Raw genomic sequence first — 17,323 nt, 5'->3', positions numbered from 1 at the left:
GACGCGGGCTTAGCAACTTGTCTCAGGGAAGAAAACGAAAGAAACCGGCCCGCGTGAAAGTTCAGCAGGGAATGCAGCAGATAATGATGCAGGTCTTCCGGTTCATGGACCATCGCATAGCACGCCCGGTCCCGCGCGCCAAGACTTCTATTGCCGGCGGGGGAAGCTGATTGACAAATCATCGCGGCTCTGACCCATTCGGCGGACTTGCTGCAACGGAGGCGCGCCATGAAACTTTCGCACCGCATCACGCATCTGACCGGAGGCGGTTCGGACGGGTGGGACGTGTTCTATCGCGCGCGCCGCATGATTGCCGAAGGCCAAGCCGTGACCGAACTGACCATCGGCGAGCATGACATCCGCACCCACCCCTCGATCCTGGCCGAGATGGACCGGTCGGCGCGCGCGGGCCATACCGGATACGCCATGGTGCCGGGCACGGATCTGCTGCGCGATACCGTAGCCGCGCGGGTGCAGACCCGCACGGGCGTTCCCACCACGCGCCACAACGTGCTGATCACCCCGGGCGGACAAGCCGCACTGTTCGCCGCACATATGGCAGCGTGCGACCCGGGCGATGTGGGCCTCTATCTCGATCCCTTCTACGCCACCTATCCCGGCACGATCCGAGGGGCGGGCGCGATCGCGCGCGCGGTTCAGACCCGGGCCGAGGACGCCTTTCAACCCGACGCGGCCCGGATCGCGGAACGGGCCGAGGGTGCCGCATCATTGCTGATCAACACGCCGAACAACCCGACCGGGGTCGTTTATTCCCGCGAGACCCTGACCGAGATCGCCGATCTGTGCCGCGAACGCGACATCTGGCTGATTTCGGACGAGGTCTATGACACGCAGGTCTGGGACGGCGCACACCTGTCGCCCCGCGCCCTGCCCGGTATGGCCGACCGCACCCTGGTCGTGGGCTCGATGTCGAAATCCCACGCCATGACCGGGTCGCGCTGTGGCTGGATCGTTGGCCCCGAAGAAGCCATCGAACATCTGATCAACCTTGCCACGCACACCACTTACGGGGTTCCGGGATTCATTCAGGACGCTTCCAGCTTTGCGCTGACCGCCGGGGACGAACTGGAGGAAGAGGTCGCGGCCCCCTTCCGCCGCCGCCGCGCCGTGGCGATGCAGGTTCTGGCCCGACAGAACACGGTGGGCCTGATCCCGGCTCAAGGCGCGATGTATCTGATGCTGGACATCCGCGCGACGGGGCAAAGCGGCGAAGACTTCGCCAATGCGCTGCTGGACACCCACGCCATCGCGGTCATGCCCGGAGAAAGCTTCGGCCAAGCCGCCGCTGGACATGTGCGCGTGGCCATGACCATTGACGATGACCGGTTCGCCGCCGCCCTTCAGACCCTATGCGATTTCGCCGCCCGGTTGGCGGGTCAGACGGCGGCCGAGTGACCGAGACGGGTTTTGTTCAGAACCGGAAGGTCGTGCGCAGATTGAAGGTGTTGGTATCCAGATCGCCGCGCGACCGCGTGACATCGTTGAAATTCTGCCGCAAGGCTTCGCCACTGATGATCAGCCGGTCGCCCAGAGGATAGGCTACGCCGATCCCGTAGACGGCCGCCGTGTCGCTGTCGCCCGAAGTATTCGCCCGCGCGGCACCCACCACGACGTAGCCCAAAGCGCGCCCGAACTCGTACCCGCCGCGCAGTTTCACGCGGGATACGCTGTCCAAACTGCCCTCCGAAGCGCCCAGGTCGAGGTTCAGCCGGTCATATTCCAACTCACCCCCGACGACGAAGCTGCCCAGATCCAGATCGTATCCGATATTCGCGCCGATGCTGCCCGAGTTGCCCCCACTGCCGCCGGGGCCGTCCGCGTCGGTATAACCGAAGGTGAACCCGGCATAAGGCCCGGTCCAATCCTCGGCCAATGCCACCTGCGCCGCTGGAATCAGCAGGACCGACAGCAAGGCGCGGATCAGTTTCATGCAGACCTCCGGTTTTTGTTCAGCACCCTTTGCGATTGCAACAGATGCGGTGATGTGCACCTCAATTACACATGTGCTTTGGTGCCGTCAGATCAATTCAAGTCACGCAAATCTTAACAATAAGTAATGGAAGCATAACATATTTCGCCCTTTGCGTGAGGATTTCCTGCGGCGTTCATCGACGTTCCAAATTTTCGGGGCCAAAAGCGACATCGGTCGCAAACAGGACAGATTGCTTGCGCGGACCCTGACACCATTCGTCGCAGGAGTTGAGGACCACATGCCAAACGATATCTGGAAGATTTGCCTGATCAGCCGCACCATCGGTGCCGATCGGGGGCGTGCGGCACGAGGACGGCCGGGACGGGTTGAAGCTTCCCCCTTTTGACCTGACTTTCAATTTGGAATCCTCACCATGAACGACCAATCCCGCTCAACGTCCCGCAGTGGCGGCCGCGCCGCCCGACGGGCCGCCCGTGCCGCGGCCCTGCCCGAACATCTTCGCCCCGTCCGCCCGGGGCTTGAGGGCGGCACCTACAAACCGCTCAGCCAACAGGACATGGAGCGTATTCACTCCGCCGCGCTCGATGCGCTCGAAACCATCGGTCTGGCCGACGCGCCACCCAGCGGGATCGATTACCTGGTCAATGCCGGCTGTACGCTGGGCGATGACGGACGCATCCGTTTTCCCCGGGCGCTGGTCGAGGACACGATCGCCCGCGCCAACCGGTCGGTGACGCTGTACAGCCGCGACGGCAAAACCGATCTCGAACTGTCCGGCGGACGCGTTCATTATGGAACCGCCGGTGCAGCCGTCAGCATGGTCGACGCCCAAGGCCGCAACTACCGCGACTCAACCGTGCAGGACTTGCACGATGCCGCGCGGATTTGCGAACAACTGGACAATATCCATTTCGTGCAGCGCCCCATGGTCTGCCGTGACATCACCGACAACCGCGAGATGGACCTGAACACGATTTATGCTTGTTGTTCTGGGACTTACAAGCATGTCGGAACATCCTTCACAGACCCCAGCTATGTAGCTCCGGCCATGGAAATGCTGCATATGATCGCTGGCGGCGAGGATAAATGGCGTGAACGGCCCTTCGTCTCGAACTCGAACTGCTTTGTCGTGCCTCCGATGAAATTCGCGACCGAGAGCTGCCAGGTGATGGAAGAATGCATCAAGGCGGGGATGCCGGTCCTGTTGCTATCCGCTGGGATGGCGGGTGCCACGGCCCCGTCAACGGTGGCCGGTGCGATTGTCCAGGCTACGGCGGAATGCCTGGCAGGTCTGGTTTATGTAAACGCCGTAAGCCCAGGCGCTCCGGCGGTTTTTGGCACTTGGCCCTTTGGTCTTGACCTCAGGACCGGTGCGATGAGCGTCGGGTCTGGCGAGCAGGCCCTGTTGACGGCAGGTTGCGCCCAGATGCACAAATTCTACGACCTGCCCGGCGGCGCTGCAGCCGGTGCTTCGGACTCCAAACTGCCCGACATGCAAGCCGGATGGGAGCAGATGTGTTCCAACGTCATGGCCGGGCTGTCCGGCCTGAACATGGTCTACGAAGCAGCCGGCATGCACGCTTCGCTGCTGGGTTTCTGCTTCGAAAGCCTGATCCTTGGTGACGATCTGATCGGTCAGGCCCTGCGATGCGTTCGTGGGATCGAGGTCACGGAGGACACGCTGGCGCTGGACCAGATCGCGTCGGTCTGTCTCGGTGGCCCGGGTCACTACCTGGGAACCGACGCAACACTCAGCCGGATGCAGGCCGACTATGTCTATCCAGCGCTTGGCGACCGGACCTCGCCCAAGGAATGGGCCGAGCTGGGCAAGCCGGACTTGGTCGAAAAGGCCACCGCGCGAAAAGAAGAGATCCTTGGCGCTCCGTCTCCGGCGCGTTTCGATCCGGCGCTGGATGCGGAACTCAGAAGCAGGTTCAACATTCACTTGCCTGCATAACCAATTGAAAAGCAGCCCAGATCGCTCTGGGCTGCCTCGTACTTCAAGCTGTTAACCGTTGCTGGGCGGCAGCAGACCGGCTTCTTGCGCGGCTGCGATTTCGGCCTCATCCAGAGCGCCGTCACCATTCGCGTCCAAAAGCGAGAACGCATCGGCATCCATGTCGGGCACAACGGCCTGAACCTCTTCGATGGTCAGAACGCCGTCGCCATTTGCGTCAGCCGAGCTCTGCGCGAATGCAAGCGCAGGGAACCCGAGGGCAACTGCGGCCAGAACGGCCAGTTTCTGAGAGTTCATTGTCAGTCTCCTGATAGGGGGTTTGTGGTAGTCTGTCCGGACAGGCACACAAAACACCTGCTCAGCCGCACTGTCATCGGCCGCAGAGATTTTCCCGCAATTCGCGCCAATCCCTGCCCGTTTGGGCCATTTGGAGTCGCAAGCTTTCGCTGCGCCAAGCCGCTTGCCGGCCTATCGGCACAACTTCCCTCATCCGTACCCCTGTTCCCGGCAAACTGTCGCTCAGCCCGACTGAGTCGAAAAAAGAAAGGGGGCCGAAGCCCCCTGTCAGTTTTGCCGTCCAGGCTCAATTCGTTGACCGCCCGGTGTTTTTTTGCCTGCGGCCTGGACTGCACATGGGACGAGCGCACCCGCCCCGTGAGAGAGTGGGAAGGACCGATATTCCGCCCCACCCTGTTCCCGGCCAGCACGGGCATGCCGGCCGAGTGGACCAGGGCGACCTAGGGTAAGTCTCAGGTTTTGCCCTGCTCCGAATTCGTCGGGACCGGAAGTCCGGGGGGAAATCCAGGTCCCTACACCCCGCCTGGCGGGGCGTTTGCCTTAGCTACACCCGCTGGTTGCCCCGCAGGTGTTGCATTTCATGCAGGTGCCGTTGCGCACCAGCGTGTAGTTTCCGCATTCGCCACAAGGATCACCCTCGTATCCCTGCATTTTGGCTTTGGTCCGGGCATCCATCCCGGTGGCCGTTTCGGTGACGACGGTGGTTTCACTCTTGGTTTCAAAGGTCACGGCCGCTTCGGACAGCCCGGTCGCTTCGGCGGCACCGTTGAACATCATCAGGTCCTGCGGCAAACGCTTGCGCAAATAACCGGTCGAACTGATCTGTTTCAGCACCTCCAAGGATTTCGAAGCCGCGCTGTCGCTGATCTCCGAGACGTTCGATACACCCTCTTCTTCGCCACGACCCAGGTCGTCGAATGTTGCACCTTCGGGCTTCACATGCGCCAGGTCGGTGCGATCCAGGTACGACACGGCCAGTTCGCGGAAGATGTAGTCGAGGATCGACGTGGCGTTTTTGATCGAGTCGTTGCCCTGAACCATCCCGGCGGGTTCGAACTTGGTGAAGGTGAAGGCGTCGACAAACTCTTCCAGCGGCACGCCATATTGCAGACCGACCGAGACGGCGATGGCGAAGTTGTTCATCATCGCACGGAAGCCAGCGCCTTCCTTGTGCATGTCGATGAAGATCTCGCCCAGCTGCCCATCTTCGAATTCGCCGGTGCGCAGATAGACCTTGTGCCCGCCCACGATCGCCTTTTGGGTATACCCCTTGCGACGATGCGGCAGTTTTTCGCGGTGACTGCGGATGATCTCTTTGACCACCACCTTTTCGACGACCTTCTCGGCCAGGGTCACGGCCTTTTCCTGGATCGAGCCGCTTTCGAGGATTTCAGCCGCTTCGTCGTCATCCTCGACCAGCGCCGCTGCCAGCGGCTGGCTGAGCTTGGACCCGTCGCGATACAGCGCGTTGGCCTTGACGCCCAGGCTCCAGGACAGCTCGTACGCCTTCTGGCAATCTTCGATCGTAGCGTCATTGGGCATGTTGATCGTCTTGCTGATCGCGCCCGAGATGAAGCTTTGCGCCGCAGCCATCATGGTGATGTGGCTGTCAACACCCAGGAACCGCTTGCCCTTCTTTCCACACGGGTTGGCGCAGTCGAAGATTGCATAGTGCTCGGGCTTCAGATGCGGGGCCCCTTCCAGGGTCATGGTGCCGCAGACATGGTCGTTGGCCGCGTCGATATCCGACTTGCTGAAACCCAGATGGCGCAGCATGTCAAAGGTCGGATCGTTCAGCTTGCTGGCCGGGATGCCCAGGACGCCGGTGCAGAAATCCTCGCCCAGCGTCCACTGGTTGAAGACAAACCGGATGTCGAACGCGCTTTCCAGCGCTGCGTCGATCTTGGCCAGCTCGTTCGGGCCGAACCCGTGACCGGTCAGCGAGGTGTGGTTGATCCCCGGCGCGTTGCCGATGGTGCCATGCCCGACTGCGTAGGACACGATCTCCTCGATCTGTGCCGAGGAATAGCCAAGCTTTTCCAGCGCCGACGGCACCGAGCGGTTGATGATCTTGAAGTAGCCGCCCCCGGCCAGCTTCTTGAACTTGACCAGCGCAAAGTCGGGCTCGATCCCGGTGGTGTCGCAGTCCATCACCAGTCCGATCGTGCCGGTCGGCGCGATCACCGTGGCCTGCGCGTTGCGGTAGCCGTTCTTCTCGCCCAGGCTCAACGCTTCGTCCCAGGCGCTCATCGCCAGATCGATCAGGCGTTTGTCCGGACAGTTGGCGTGATCCAGCGGCACCGGCTTGACCGACAGCTTCTCATAGCCCTCGGTCACACCCTGGGCAGCGCGACGGTGGTTGCGGATGACACGCAGCATGTGCTCGGCATTGCGCTTGTAGCCAGCGAACGGCCCCAGCTCTCCGGCGATCTCGGCCGAGGTGGCGTAGGCAACGCCGGTCATGATTGCGGTAAGTGCGCCACAGATCGCCCGACCCTCGTCCGAGTCGTAGCCGTAGCCCATGTTCATCAGCAGTCCGCCGATATTGGCATAACCCAGACCCAGCGTACGGAAGTCATAAGACAACTGCGCGATCTCTTTCGACGGGAACTGCGCCATCGTCACCGAGATTTCCAGCGTCAGCGTCCAGAGACGGGCCGCGTGCATGTAGTCGGCCGCCTGGAACTCGCCATCCTTAAGGAAGGTCAACAGGTTCATCGAAGCAAGGTTGCAGGCCGTGTCATCCAGAAACATGTACTCTGAGCACGGGTTCGAGCCACGAATCTCGCCGTCTTCAGGGCAAGTGTGCCATTCATTGACCGTGTCGTGGAATTGAATGCCCGGATCGGCGCAGGCCCAGGCCGCGTGGCCGACTTTTTCCCACAGATCGCGTGCCTTGACCGTCCGGGCAACCTTGCCGTCGGTACGGTTGATCAGCTCCCAATCGGCATCTTTTTCTACCGCCTTCAGGAAAGCGTTGGTCACACGGATCGAGTTGTTCGAGTTCTGCCCCGAGACCGAGCTGTAGGCCTCAGAGTCCCAGTCGGTGTCATAGGTCGGGAACTCGATGCTGTCGTGGCCCTGCTTGGCGTAATCCAGCACGCGCTTGATGTAAGTCTCGGGTATCGCGACCTTTTTCGCCTCGCGGATCGCCGTTTTCAGCGCGTCATTCTTCTTGGGATCATAGGCATCCGCTTGCGCGCCGTCCCAGGCGCGGATGGCCTCGAAAATGCCGTTCAGCATCTTCTCGTGCATCTTCGATCCGGCAACGATCGAGGCCACCTTCTGCTCTTCGATCACCTTCCATTCGATGAATTGCTCGATGTCAGGGTGATCTGCATCGACGATCACCATCTTTGCTGCTCGACGGGTTGTCCCGCCTGATTTGATCGCGCCAGCGGCGCGGTCGCCGATCTTGAGAAAGCCCATGAGGCCCGAGGACTTGCCGCCACCCGACAGCGCTTCGCCTTCCGCGCGCAGATGGCTGAAGTTGGTCCCGGTACCCGAGCCGTATTTGAACAGGCGCGCCTCGCGCACCCACAGATCCATGATGCCGCCTTCGTTCACCAGGTCATCGTCGACCGACTGGATGAAGCACGCATGCGGCTGCGGATGTTCATAGGCCGATTTCGACTTGGTCAGTTTGCCGGTCTTGTAGTCCACATAGTGGTGACCTTGGGCCGGGCCGTCGATCCCATAGGCCCAGTGCAGACCGGTGTTGAACCATTGCGGGCTGTTCGGCGCGGCACGCTGTGTCGCCAGCATATAGCGCATCTCGTCGAAATAGGCGCGCGCGTCCTCCTCGGTCGAGAAGTAACCGCCCTTCCAGCCCCAATAGGCCCAGGCACCCGCGAGGCGGTCAAACACCTGCTTCGAAGACGTTTCGCCACCAAATTCGGCATCGTCGCCCGGAACCGAGCGCCACAGAAACTCGGGCACGTCCTTCTCACGGACTTTTTTCAGTTTGCTGGGAACGCCGGCCTTGCGGAAATACTTCTGAGCGATCACGTCGCTGGCGACCTGGCTCCACCGAGAGGGGACCTCGATGTTATCAAGGCGGAACACGATCGTTCCATCCGGATTGCGGATCTCGGACGTGACGGACACGAATTCCAATTCTGCGTATGCGTCGTGCCCTGCCTTGGTAAATGTTCTTTCAATCTTCATGTCCGCCGCCCTAGATCAATCAGCCCAAATTCGGTTGTCCGGCACCAATTCCGTTTTCTGGCGGGGTGCCGCCCGCCTTGACCGCCGATCAGGGACGCAGAGGACCGGGCGCTGCCTTTGGCAGCGCAAACCCGTTTGCACGGTTGCACGTCAGTTTGGAGTGCTTTCCGACCCTCGCCCTATGCCAATTCCGGCTATTCCTACCAGATTTAGTGGCAACTCACTCGGCCCATACAATCTGGCGTATCTACCCATAGTTGGTCAACGGCATTTTTTGGCTTCTAACCAAAACTTTTCTGTTGACCGCAAAACCGCAGGATGGGCCAAGGCACAACGCGCCGATTCCTCCACAACGCTGTCCACAAAACCGTGCAGATCGGTCAAATCGGATTTTCTTTTTTCCCGGCCCGGTTACGAGAAAATGGTCACCTGCCCGCCCGTGCCCCATACTGTGAGGAGAATCACCAATCTTCGTGGCAGCGCAACGCGACGCATCACGACACACAAATGACGGAGTGCGCCGTGAAAACCTCGATTATCCGTTTGTTTCCGGTCCTTACCTTGCTGGCCGCTTGTGCGACGCCCGAGCCGGAACAATCTTCACGCAGCGCTCAGTTCGCCGAATACCCCGATCAGTTATTCAGCACGTTCGAGATCAGCTGCGAAGGTCCGGAGGAACGGTTCACACGCCCCGAGCGCAGCAGTTTCGAGTGCCGTTCCTCTCTGCCTCCGGAAACCACCGCGTTCTTGATCCTCAACTATGACGGTTACCCGCAGGACTTGCCCAAAGGGGTGCGCCGCATGTCTTCGACCCGCAATCAGGCCGGTTACCGGGTCGATGCCGAGTTGTTTTTCCTGGTCCCCCAGAAGGACGGAGCGACGATCAAGGTTCCCGTCGAAAGCTCGGTTCTGGATGATGAATTGACACGGCTCTACCGGTATTTCGGTGGAACTCCGTTGTAAGGAAAGTGGTCGGGGCGGCGAGATTCGAACTCACGACCCCCTGTACCCAAAACAGGTGCGCTACCAGACTGCGCCACGCCCCGGACCGTGCGCCTTCCTAACGGCGCCATTCGGATTTGAAAAGCCCTAACAGGGCCAGATTGCAGGGCCTTGCGAAAAAATTTCGTGCCGCATGACCGTACCTGGCGCGATCGAGTAGCGCGCGGCAAGCCCCGCATTCACCTCAAGAACCGCAAAGACCGAATCGCCGCCCTCGATTGGGGTCAGATCCCCCGGTACGGCATCGGAATGAACACGGGTCACCATACCAGTGCGATCCAGAAAGATCATGTCCAGCGGGATCAAGGTGTTCTTCATCCAGAATGCGACCGGCTGGGGCGGTTCGAACACGAACAGCATCCCTTCGCCCTGAGGCATGCTTTCGCGGAACATCAAACCCTTTGCCCGCTCCTGCGGGGAAACTGCCAATTCGACCAGAAACCGGACCTGTGCCTTGTCATTGCGAAGGTCCACCCGGTCAGACCGGCATTCAGCAAAGGCGCCTTGTGACAGAAAAATACTCAGAAGAAGACCGGCCAGAATCCGCATCACGCGCAGCGCTCAGTCATTGAGCGCGGATTCCCACGCAAGCACTTGTGCGGCCATGCGGCCCCGCTTGCCGTCGATGACCCGCATCGCCAGCGCCTCGCCCGGTTGGAGATCCGCCAACCCGGACCGGCGCAGAACTTCGATATGCAGAAACACGTCCTCGCTGCGACCAAAGACATTGGCAAAGCCGAAACCCTTGCTCTTGTCGAACCACTTGACCCGCGCGGCCTCGAGCGGGGCATGCGCGATCTCATTGGGATCCATTTCGGCGAAATCCGCCAGCATCACCGAGTCGGCGCGCTCGGGCGGATCAATGCTCACGACCTCAACCGCTTGAACGCCACGATCGGTGCGGTGAGTCATGATCTCAATGCCCGCGCCATCCGCGACCGAGCTTTGCCCGAAGTTCCTCAGAACGTTCACGTGCAGCAGGATATCAGGACCGCCATCGTCGGACACGACAAAGCCATACCCCTTTGCAGGGTCAAACCATTTTACGTGTCCACGAACGCGGTACATGCTGTTCAGGTCTTCTGGCACGGTGTTCCCATCACGAGATTCAAAGGGTCGTTAGGGGTCTGATGTGTATGGAAACGTCGGGCAAATTCAAGCTGAAAAAATTCAGACATTTCCGGGTGTTGCATTTCACGATACGCGAACGTCATGGATTCAACCTCTGTACGTTCCACTTTTGCTCGGACGGGTCGCGCCGCCAGCGGAACCTGTCGTGCAGCCGAAAGGCACCATCCGCCCAAAACTCGATTTCAACCGGCGTCAGCCTGTAGCCACCCCAGAATTCGGGCCTAGGCGGGTTGGATCCCAGCTTTGCCGTCACCTTTGCAACTTCGGCCATCAAAGCAGCCCGGCTGCTCAGAGGTTCCGACTGTCGCGATGCCCAAGCACCCAGCCGGCTTTTCAGCGAGCGTGACGCATAATATTCGTCGGCCAAGGGACCGTCTTCTTTGGTGATTGTACCACGAACCCGGATCTGACGCCGCAGTGATTTCCAGTGCATCACAAAGGCGGCTTTGCCGGCCGCATCCAGCTCTTGGGCCTTGGCACTGTGATAGTTGGTATAGAAAACGAAGGAGTCCGCCTCGATATCCTTCAGCAACACCATCCGTGCGTTCGGCATACCATCGGGGTCCACGGTCGCCAGGGCAATCGCGTTCGGATCGTTCGGTTCCGTCTTTTCGGCCTCGGCCAACCAACGGGCCGCGATCACGAACGGATCGTCACCGGCAAAGATGCCGTTTCGCTCACTCATGTCCATCCCCTGGAACGAATTGAACATGACCCTACGGCGAGAACCCGCCCCGGGCAAGAGTGCATGGCCTTGATGCAGCGCAATCAATGGCATAAACCAACGCAACACATCGCGACGACAGGCGGAGAACCGAACATGTCAAATCAGTTGATGGCCGGCAAGCGCGGCCTCATCATGGGACTGGCCAATGACAAATCAATCGCATGGGGAATCGCCCGCGCCTTGTCCGAAGCCGGAGCCGAACTGGCTTTCTCTTATCAGGGGGATGCACTGAAAAAACGGGTCGACCCGTTGGCGGCTCAACTGGGGAGCGAAATCGTCCTGCCGTGTGACGTCAGCAACGAAGAGTCGATCGATGAACTGTTCGCAGCGCTGAAAGAGAAATGGGGCAAGCTGGATTTCGTCGTCCACGCCATTGGTTTCTCCGACAAGAACGAACTTCGCGGCCGTTATGTCGACACGTCGCGCGCGAACTTCAAGCTGACGATGGACGTGTCGGTCTACTCTTTCACCGCGGTGATGCAACGCGCCGAGAAGCTGATGACCGACGGCGGCAGCGCCATCACCCTGACCTATTATGGTTCTGAGCAGGTCATGCCGCACTACAATGTCATGGGTGTTGCCAAGGCCGCGCTCGAGGCGTCGGTGAAATACCTGGCCGAGGACTTGGGCAAGGACAACATCCGCATCAATGCGATCTCGGCCGGGCCGATCAAGACCCTCGCCGCCAGCGGCATCGGCGACTTCCGCTACATCATGAAGTGGAACGAGTACAACTCGCCCCTGCGCCGCAACGTGACCATCGACGACGTGGGCAAATCGGCCCTTTATCTTCTGTCCGACCTCAGCAGCGGCGTAACCGGTGAAAACCTGCACGTTGACTCGGGTTATCACATCGTCGGCATGAAGGCCGTCGACGCGCCGGATGTGGAAAAGGGATAAGACCATGAGCGCAAAGGACCGCCTGCCCCACGAAAAAGGCTTTCATATCAGCTGGGACCAGATTCACCGCGACTCGCGCGCGTTGGCCTGGCGTTTGGATGGTCAGGGACCGGATGAGGGCGCATGGCGCGCCGTCGTCGCGATCACGCGCGGCGGCATGGCACCGGCGATGATCGTCAGCCGAGAGCTGGACATCCGCACCGTAGATACGATCAGCGTCAAGTCCTATCACCATCAGGAACGTGGCGAGGCAGAGGTGCTCAAGGCCCCCGATGCCGATCTGATGGGGGATGGTGAGGGCGTGCTGATCATCGATGATCTGGTCGACAGCGGCAAGACGCTGGAACTGGTGCGCAAGATGTACCCCAAGGCCCATTTCGCCACGGTCTATGCCAAGCCCAAGGGCCGCCCGATGGTCGATACCTTCATCACCGAGGTCAGCCAAGACACCTGGATCTTCTTCCCTTGGGATATGGCCCTGCAATATGTCGAGCCCTATCGCGGCACCGACTGATCCCACTTATCCACCACAAATCAACAAGACCGGACACCCGATGACATTGACCCGCACCGCCGCCACCTTCGCCCCTCCGGTGATGGAGGCGCGGCGTTGGCTCGAAGGGGTCACGTTCTCGGAAGACCGCCCGCTGATCAATGTCAGCCAGGCGGCGCCGGTCGATCCGCCGCCTTTGGCGCTGCGGCAGGCGATGGCCGATTTCGCGATCAATCAGGACGCCGCACATCTCTACGGCCCGGTACTGGGCAACCCCGATCTGCGCGCGGAGCTCGCGCGTGAGATCGGCGATCACTACGCTGCCGAGGTTCGGCCGGAGCAGACAGCCATCACCTCGGGTTGCAATCAGGCCTTTGCCTCGGTCATCCCGGCGATCACGGATCAAGGCGATGAAGTCATCCTGCCAACACCTTGGTATTTCAACCATAAAATGTGGCTGGATATGGCCGGTGTGCGGGCGGTTGATCTGCCGACCGGGTCGGACCTGCTGCCCGATCCGGAACAGGCGCGCGCGCTGATCACCAAGCGCACGCGCGCGATCGCGCTGGTCACGCCCAACAATCCGGGTGGGGTCGAATACCCGGCCGATCTGGTCCGTGCCTTCTATGACCTTGCGCAACAGCATGGCCTGCGCCTGCTGGTCGATGAAACCTATCGTGATTTCGACAGCCGCAGTGGCCCGCCGCACGCGCTGTTTCAGCAGCCCGACTGGGACCGGACGCTGGTGCATCTATATTCCTTCTCGAAGGCCTACCGCCTAACCGGCCACCGCGTGGGCGCGATCGCCACAGGTGCGCCGCTGCTGTCCGAGGTCGAGAAATTCCTCGACACCGTCGCCATCTGCCCCGGACAAATGGGCCAGTTCGCGGCGCTGTGGGGGATGCAGAACCTGTCACAGTGGCTGGCGGGCGAACGCGCCGAGATTCTGGATCGCCGCGCCGCGATCACCGAGAACATGCCCCGCCTGACCGACAAGGGCTGGCGGCTGCTGGGTCTGGGGGCCTACTTCGCCTATCTCGAACATCCGTTCGACATGCCGTCGGACGAACTGGCGCGCAGATTGGTCTCCCAGGCCGGTATTCTGCTGTTGCCGGGTACGATGTTCATGCCCGATCACGACCCCGCCGGGAAACGCCAGGTGCGCATTGCTTTTGCCAATCTGGACCGTGCCGGAATCGGGCTATTGTTCGACCGCTTGCAGGCTCTGTCCTTCTGAGCTTGCCCCCCGGCATCCTGCGTCGTATTCAGGGCCGCAACAGTCACGGCAGAACCCTGCCGCAAGATCCAAGAGGGCACTATGGCCGCAGGCATTAATAAACTCTCCAAAACCTTCGTCTGGATTCTCATGGGCATGCTGATGCTGGGTCTTGCCGGTTTTGGCGCCGTCAACCTCAGCGGAACGGTACGCACAGTCGCCCAGGTCGGGGATGAGGACGTTTCGGTCGATGCCTATGTCCGCGAGCTGCAGCGCGAAATCCGCGCGGTCGAGGCGCAGACCGGTCAACCGATGCAGATGTCACAAGCCCGCGAGCTGGGGCTGGATCAGCGGGCCTTGGCGCGTCTGGTTTCGCTGGCAGCCCTGAACAACGAGGTCGCACAGCTGGGTGTTTCGATCGGTGATGCCAACCTGCAGAAGGAAATCGTCGGCATTCAGGCCTTTCAGGGCCCTGACGGATCTTTTGACCGCGAAGCCTACCGCTTCCAGCTGGAACAGATCGGCATGACCGAAACCGAGTTCGAGGAAGACCTGCGAAAGGAAACAGCACGGACAATTGTCCAAGGCGCGATGATGGACGGTGTTGAAATGCCCGCAATCATGACCAAAGCCTTGGCCGACTATGTTCTCGCTCGCCGCAGCTTTACCGTCGCAACTCTGTCGCCGGACGCTCTGACGACCCCGATCCCCGAGCCGACAGACGCCGAGATTCAAGCGTATTACGGCGCGAATACCGATCGGTTCACTCTGCCGCGCACCAAAAAGATCACCTACGCCGTTCTGTCGCCGGAGATGCTGCAGGATACGGTCGAAATCGACGAAGACGCGCTCAAGCGTCTGTATGAGCAGCGCAAGGACCAGTATCAGCAACCCGAACGTCGTCTGGTTGAGCGGCTGGTCTACCCCTCGGAAGAAGAGGCGACTGCGGCGATGGCGCAGCTGGAAGTCGGCGGGGCGGATTTTGAGCAGCTGGTACGCGAACGCGAACTTGAACTGAGCAGCGTCGATCTGGGTGATGTGACCCGCGAAGATTTGGGCGAGGCCGCGGATGCCGTTTTTGCCGCAGAGATTGATCAGGTCGTGGGTCCCCTGCCCTCGGTCTTTGGTCCGGCCCTGTTCCGGGTCAACGGATCGCTGGCCGAACAGAACGTGAGCTTTGAGGACGCCGAACCGGAACTGCGCGCAGAGCTGGCCGGCGAACGCGCCCGGCGCCTGATCGAAAGCCAGGCCGAAGATATCAACGACATGCTGGCCGGCGGCGCCACGCTGGAAGAGTTGGCCAACGAAACCGAAATGGAGCTTGGCAAGATTGACTGGACCCGCCAAAGCGACGACGGCATCGCCGCGTATGACGGCTTCCGCCAGGCCGCTCAGGCCGTCCGCGAAGATGATTTCCCGGAAATCGGATTCCTCGAGGATGGTTCGATCTTTGCCCTGCGGCTGGATGAGGTTCTGCCGCCGCGCCCCGAGCCGCTGGAGTCCGCTCGCGACCGCGTCGCCGCCGCATGGGTACAGGAACAGACGGCCAAGGCGCTTGAGGAACAGGCCAACGGCATCGTGACTCAATTGGCCGTCGACGGTGATTTCACGGCGACCGGTCTGCCATTCCGTGTCGAAAACGCGCTGACCCGTACCGCGTTTCTGGATAACGTACCGGCCGACTTCATGACCCAGATCTTTGAGATGGAGCCCAATGAGCTGCGCGTGATCGCGGGACCGGATGCGGCATTCATCGTTCGGCTGGACGAGGTTCTTCCGCCTGCGGAAACCGACGAACAGCGCCTGATGCAGGAAGCCGCTGCCGCTCAGCTGAACCAGGCACTGGCCCAAAACATCTTCGACATCTATGTGCGCGACGCTCAGACACGCGCGCGGCCGACCCTGGACCAGCGCGCGCTGAACGCGGTTCAGGCCAACTTCTGACCGGAACGAAAATGGCTCTGACACCCGATTTCGACAGCTTTGCCCGCGCCTACGAGGCCGGAAAGAACCAAGTCGTTTATACCCGTCTGGCCGCGGATCTGGACACACCGGTTTCGCTGATGCTCAAGCTGACGGGCGCCCAGAAGGACGCCTTCGTCCTTGAATCGGTGACCGGAGGCGAAGTTCGCGGGCGGTATTCGATCATCGGGATGAAGCCGGATCTGATCTGGCGCTGTCGGGGCGAAACCTCGGAATTGAACCGTTCGGCGCGGTTTGATGCGGATGCGTTCGACGCGCAAGATGGCAACCCGATGGACAACCTGCGCGCGCTGCTCGCCGAAAGCGGCATCGACCTGCCCGATGACCTGCCCCAGGCTGCGGCCGGCCTGTTCGGTTATCTGGGATACGACATGGTGCGCCTTGTCGAACACCTGCCGGATGTGAACCCCGATCCTCTGGGGCTGCCGGATGCGATACTGCTGCGCCCGTCGGTGGTTGCGGTCCTGGACGGTGTGAAAGGCGAAGTCACCATTGTGTCTCCGGCCTGGGCCAGCGACGGGCAGTCAGCCAAGGCCGCCTACGCACAAGCGGCCGAGCGTGTGATGGACGCGGTGCGCGACCTGGAACGCGCGATGCCCTCGGAATCGCGGGATTTGGGCGAAGCGCACGAGATCGCGCCGCCGGTATCCAACTTCACCAAATCGGGCTACATGGAAGCCGTAGAAAAGGCCAAGGAGTACATCCAGGCTGGTGACATCTTCCAGGTGGTTCCGGCACAACGCTGGACGCAGGATTTCCCGCTGCCGCCCTTTGCACTGTATCGTTCCTTGCGCCGCACGAATCCGTCGCCGTTCATGTTCTATTTCAACTTCGGTGGCTTTCAGGTGATCGGCGCCAGCCCCGAGATACTTGTACGCGTGTTCGGCAACGAAGTGACCATCCGGCCGATCGCCGGAACACGTCCCCGTGGTGCGACCCCCGAAGAGGACAAGGCCAACGAGCTGGATTTGCTGGCCGACAAAAAGGAACTGGCCGAGCACCTCATGCTGCTGGACCTGGGCCGCAACGACACAGGTCGCGTGTCCAAAATCGGCACCGTCCGCCCGACCGAGGAATTCATCATCGAGCGCTACAGCCACGTGATGCACATCGTGTCGAACGTTGTGGGCGAGTTGGCCGACGACAAGGATGCCCTGGACGCCTTCTTTGCCGGGATGCCTGCGGGCACGGTTTCGGGTGCACCGAAGGTCCGGGCGATGCAGATCATCGACGAGTTGGAACCCGAAAAGCGCGGTGTCTACGGCGGCGGTGTCGGCTATTTCAGCGCCGGTGGCGACATGGACATGTGCATTGCGCTGCGTACAGCCATCGTGAAGGACCAGAAACTTTATATCCAGGCCGGCGGTGGTGTCGTCTATGACAGCGACCCCGAGGCCGAATATATGGAAACCGTGCACAAATCGAATGCGATCAGGCGGGCCGCCGCGGATGCGGCGCGGTTCACCGTATCCGGGAATTCATAAAAAAAGGCGGCC

14 protein-coding genes and 1 tRNA gene are annotated in these 17,323 nt (G+C 60.9%); 8 read left to right on the top strand and 7 right to left on the bottom strand.

The window, feature by feature from the left end:
• Positions 1-228: 228 nt before the first annotated feature.
• Positions 229-1,416, top strand: a complete 1,188-nt coding sequence (locus ACR0BA_RS02860) for a pyridoxal phosphate-dependent aminotransferase (RefSeq protein ID WP_480726355.1) — start codon at positions 229-231, stop codon at positions 1,414-1,416.
• Between the two features lie 16 nt (positions 1,417-1,432).
• Here the strand turns inward: ACR0BA_RS02860 and ACR0BA_RS02855 are convergent, their stop codons facing one another.
• Positions 1,433-1,951 (bottom strand): outer membrane protein, encoded by a 519-nt coding sequence (locus ACR0BA_RS02855; protein WP_170367167.1) that lies wholly within the window; start codon positions 1,949-1,951, stop codon positions 1,433-1,435.
• Between the two features lie 415 nt (positions 1,952-2,366).
• Between ACR0BA_RS02855 and ACR0BA_RS02850 the strand changes: the two genes are divergently transcribed.
• Positions 2,367-3,911 carry a trimethylamine methyltransferase family protein gene (locus ACR0BA_RS02850; protein WP_480726354.1) on the top strand — a complete coding sequence of 515 codons (1,545 nt, stop codon included), beginning with the start codon at positions 2,367-2,369 and terminating at the stop codon, positions 3,909-3,911.
• A 51-nt stretch (positions 3,912-3,962) separates the two neighbouring features.
• On the opposite strand, the gene ACR0BA_RS02845 is transcribed toward ACR0BA_RS02850, so the two are convergent.
• Positions 3,963-4,208 carry an EF-hand domain-containing protein gene (locus ACR0BA_RS02845; protein WP_093962168.1) on the bottom strand — a complete coding sequence of 82 codons (246 nt, stop codon included), beginning with the start codon at positions 4,206-4,208 and terminating at the stop codon, positions 3,963-3,965.
• 540 nt (positions 4,209-4,748) lie between these two features.
• Positions 4,749-8,375 (bottom strand): vitamin B12-dependent ribonucleotide reductase, encoded by a 3,627-nt coding sequence (locus tag ACR0BA_RS02840; RefSeq protein ID WP_480726353.1) that lies wholly within the window; start codon positions 8,373-8,375, stop codon positions 4,749-4,751.
• Positions 8,376-8,897: 522 nt separating this feature from the next.
• Between ACR0BA_RS02840 and ACR0BA_RS02835 the strand changes: the two genes are divergently transcribed.
• On the top strand, positions 8,898-9,338 hold the full coding sequence (locus ACR0BA_RS02835; protein ID WP_093962170.1) for a hypothetical protein: 441 nt from the start codon (positions 8,898-8,900) through the stop codon (positions 9,336-9,338).
• 6 nt (positions 9,339-9,344) lie between these two features.
• On the opposite strand, the gene ACR0BA_RS02830 is transcribed toward ACR0BA_RS02835, so the two are convergent.
• The 4 genes from ACR0BA_RS02830 to pdxH form a co-directional block, all read right to left on the bottom strand.
• Positions 9,345-9,421: transfer RNA gene (locus tag ACR0BA_RS02830), tRNA-Pro, on the bottom strand.
• A 43-nt stretch (positions 9,422-9,464) separates the two neighbouring features.
• Positions 9,465-9,926, bottom strand: coding sequence for a DUF192 domain-containing protein (locus tag ACR0BA_RS02825; protein ID WP_480727449.1), 462 nt, complete (start codon positions 9,924-9,926; stop codon positions 9,465-9,467).
• 12 nt (positions 9,927-9,938) lie between these two features.
• Complete coding sequence (locus tag ACR0BA_RS02820) at positions 9,939-10,466, bottom strand: cold-shock protein (RefSeq protein WP_093962172.1); 528 nt, start codon at positions 10,464-10,466, stop codon at positions 9,939-9,941.
• 121 nt (positions 10,467-10,587) lie between these two features.
• Positions 10,588-11,193 carry a pyridoxamine 5'-phosphate oxidase gene (gene pdxH, locus ACR0BA_RS02815; RefSeq protein WP_170338455.1) on the bottom strand — a complete coding sequence of 202 codons (606 nt, stop codon included), beginning with the start codon at positions 11,191-11,193 and terminating at the stop codon, positions 10,588-10,590.
• A gap of 135 nt (positions 11,194-11,328) precedes the next feature.
• Between pdxH and fabI the strand changes: the two genes are divergently transcribed.
• The 5 genes from fabI to trpE all read left to right on the top strand — a co-directional run bounded on the left by fabI (position 11,329) and on the right by trpE (position 17,311).
• Complete coding sequence (fabI, locus tag ACR0BA_RS02810) at positions 11,329-12,135, top strand: enoyl-ACP reductase FabI (protein WP_480726351.1); 807 nt, start codon at positions 11,329-11,331, stop codon at positions 12,133-12,135.
• 4 nt (positions 12,136-12,139) lie between these two features.
• Positions 12,140-12,649, top strand: coding sequence for a xanthine phosphoribosyltransferase (gene gpt / locus ACR0BA_RS02805; RefSeq protein ID WP_149774418.1), 510 nt, complete (start codon positions 12,140-12,142; stop codon positions 12,647-12,649).
• Positions 12,650-12,689: 40 nt separating this feature from the next.
• Complete coding sequence (locus ACR0BA_RS02800) at positions 12,690-13,865, top strand: aminotransferase (protein WP_480726350.1); 1,176 nt, start codon at positions 12,690-12,692, stop codon at positions 13,863-13,865.
• An 81-nt stretch (positions 13,866-13,946) separates the two neighbouring features.
• Positions 13,947-15,788 (top strand): peptidyl-prolyl cis-trans isomerase, encoded by a 1,842-nt coding sequence (locus tag ACR0BA_RS02795; protein ID WP_170338449.1) that lies wholly within the window; start codon positions 13,947-13,949, stop codon positions 15,786-15,788.
• Between the two features lie 11 nt (positions 15,789-15,799).
• Positions 15,800-17,311 carry an anthranilate synthase component I gene (trpE, locus tag ACR0BA_RS02790; RefSeq protein ID WP_480726348.1) on the top strand — a complete coding sequence of 504 codons (1,512 nt, stop codon included), beginning with the start codon at positions 15,800-15,802 and terminating at the stop codon, positions 17,309-17,311.
• The last annotated feature ends 12 nt before the right edge of the window (positions 17,312-17,323 follow it).

This window comes from Ruegeria sp. CI5 (assembly GCF_056536885.1).
The sequence above is the reverse complement of the archived record's forward strand: the minus strand, read 5'-3'. Positions and strand labels throughout refer to the sequence as shown.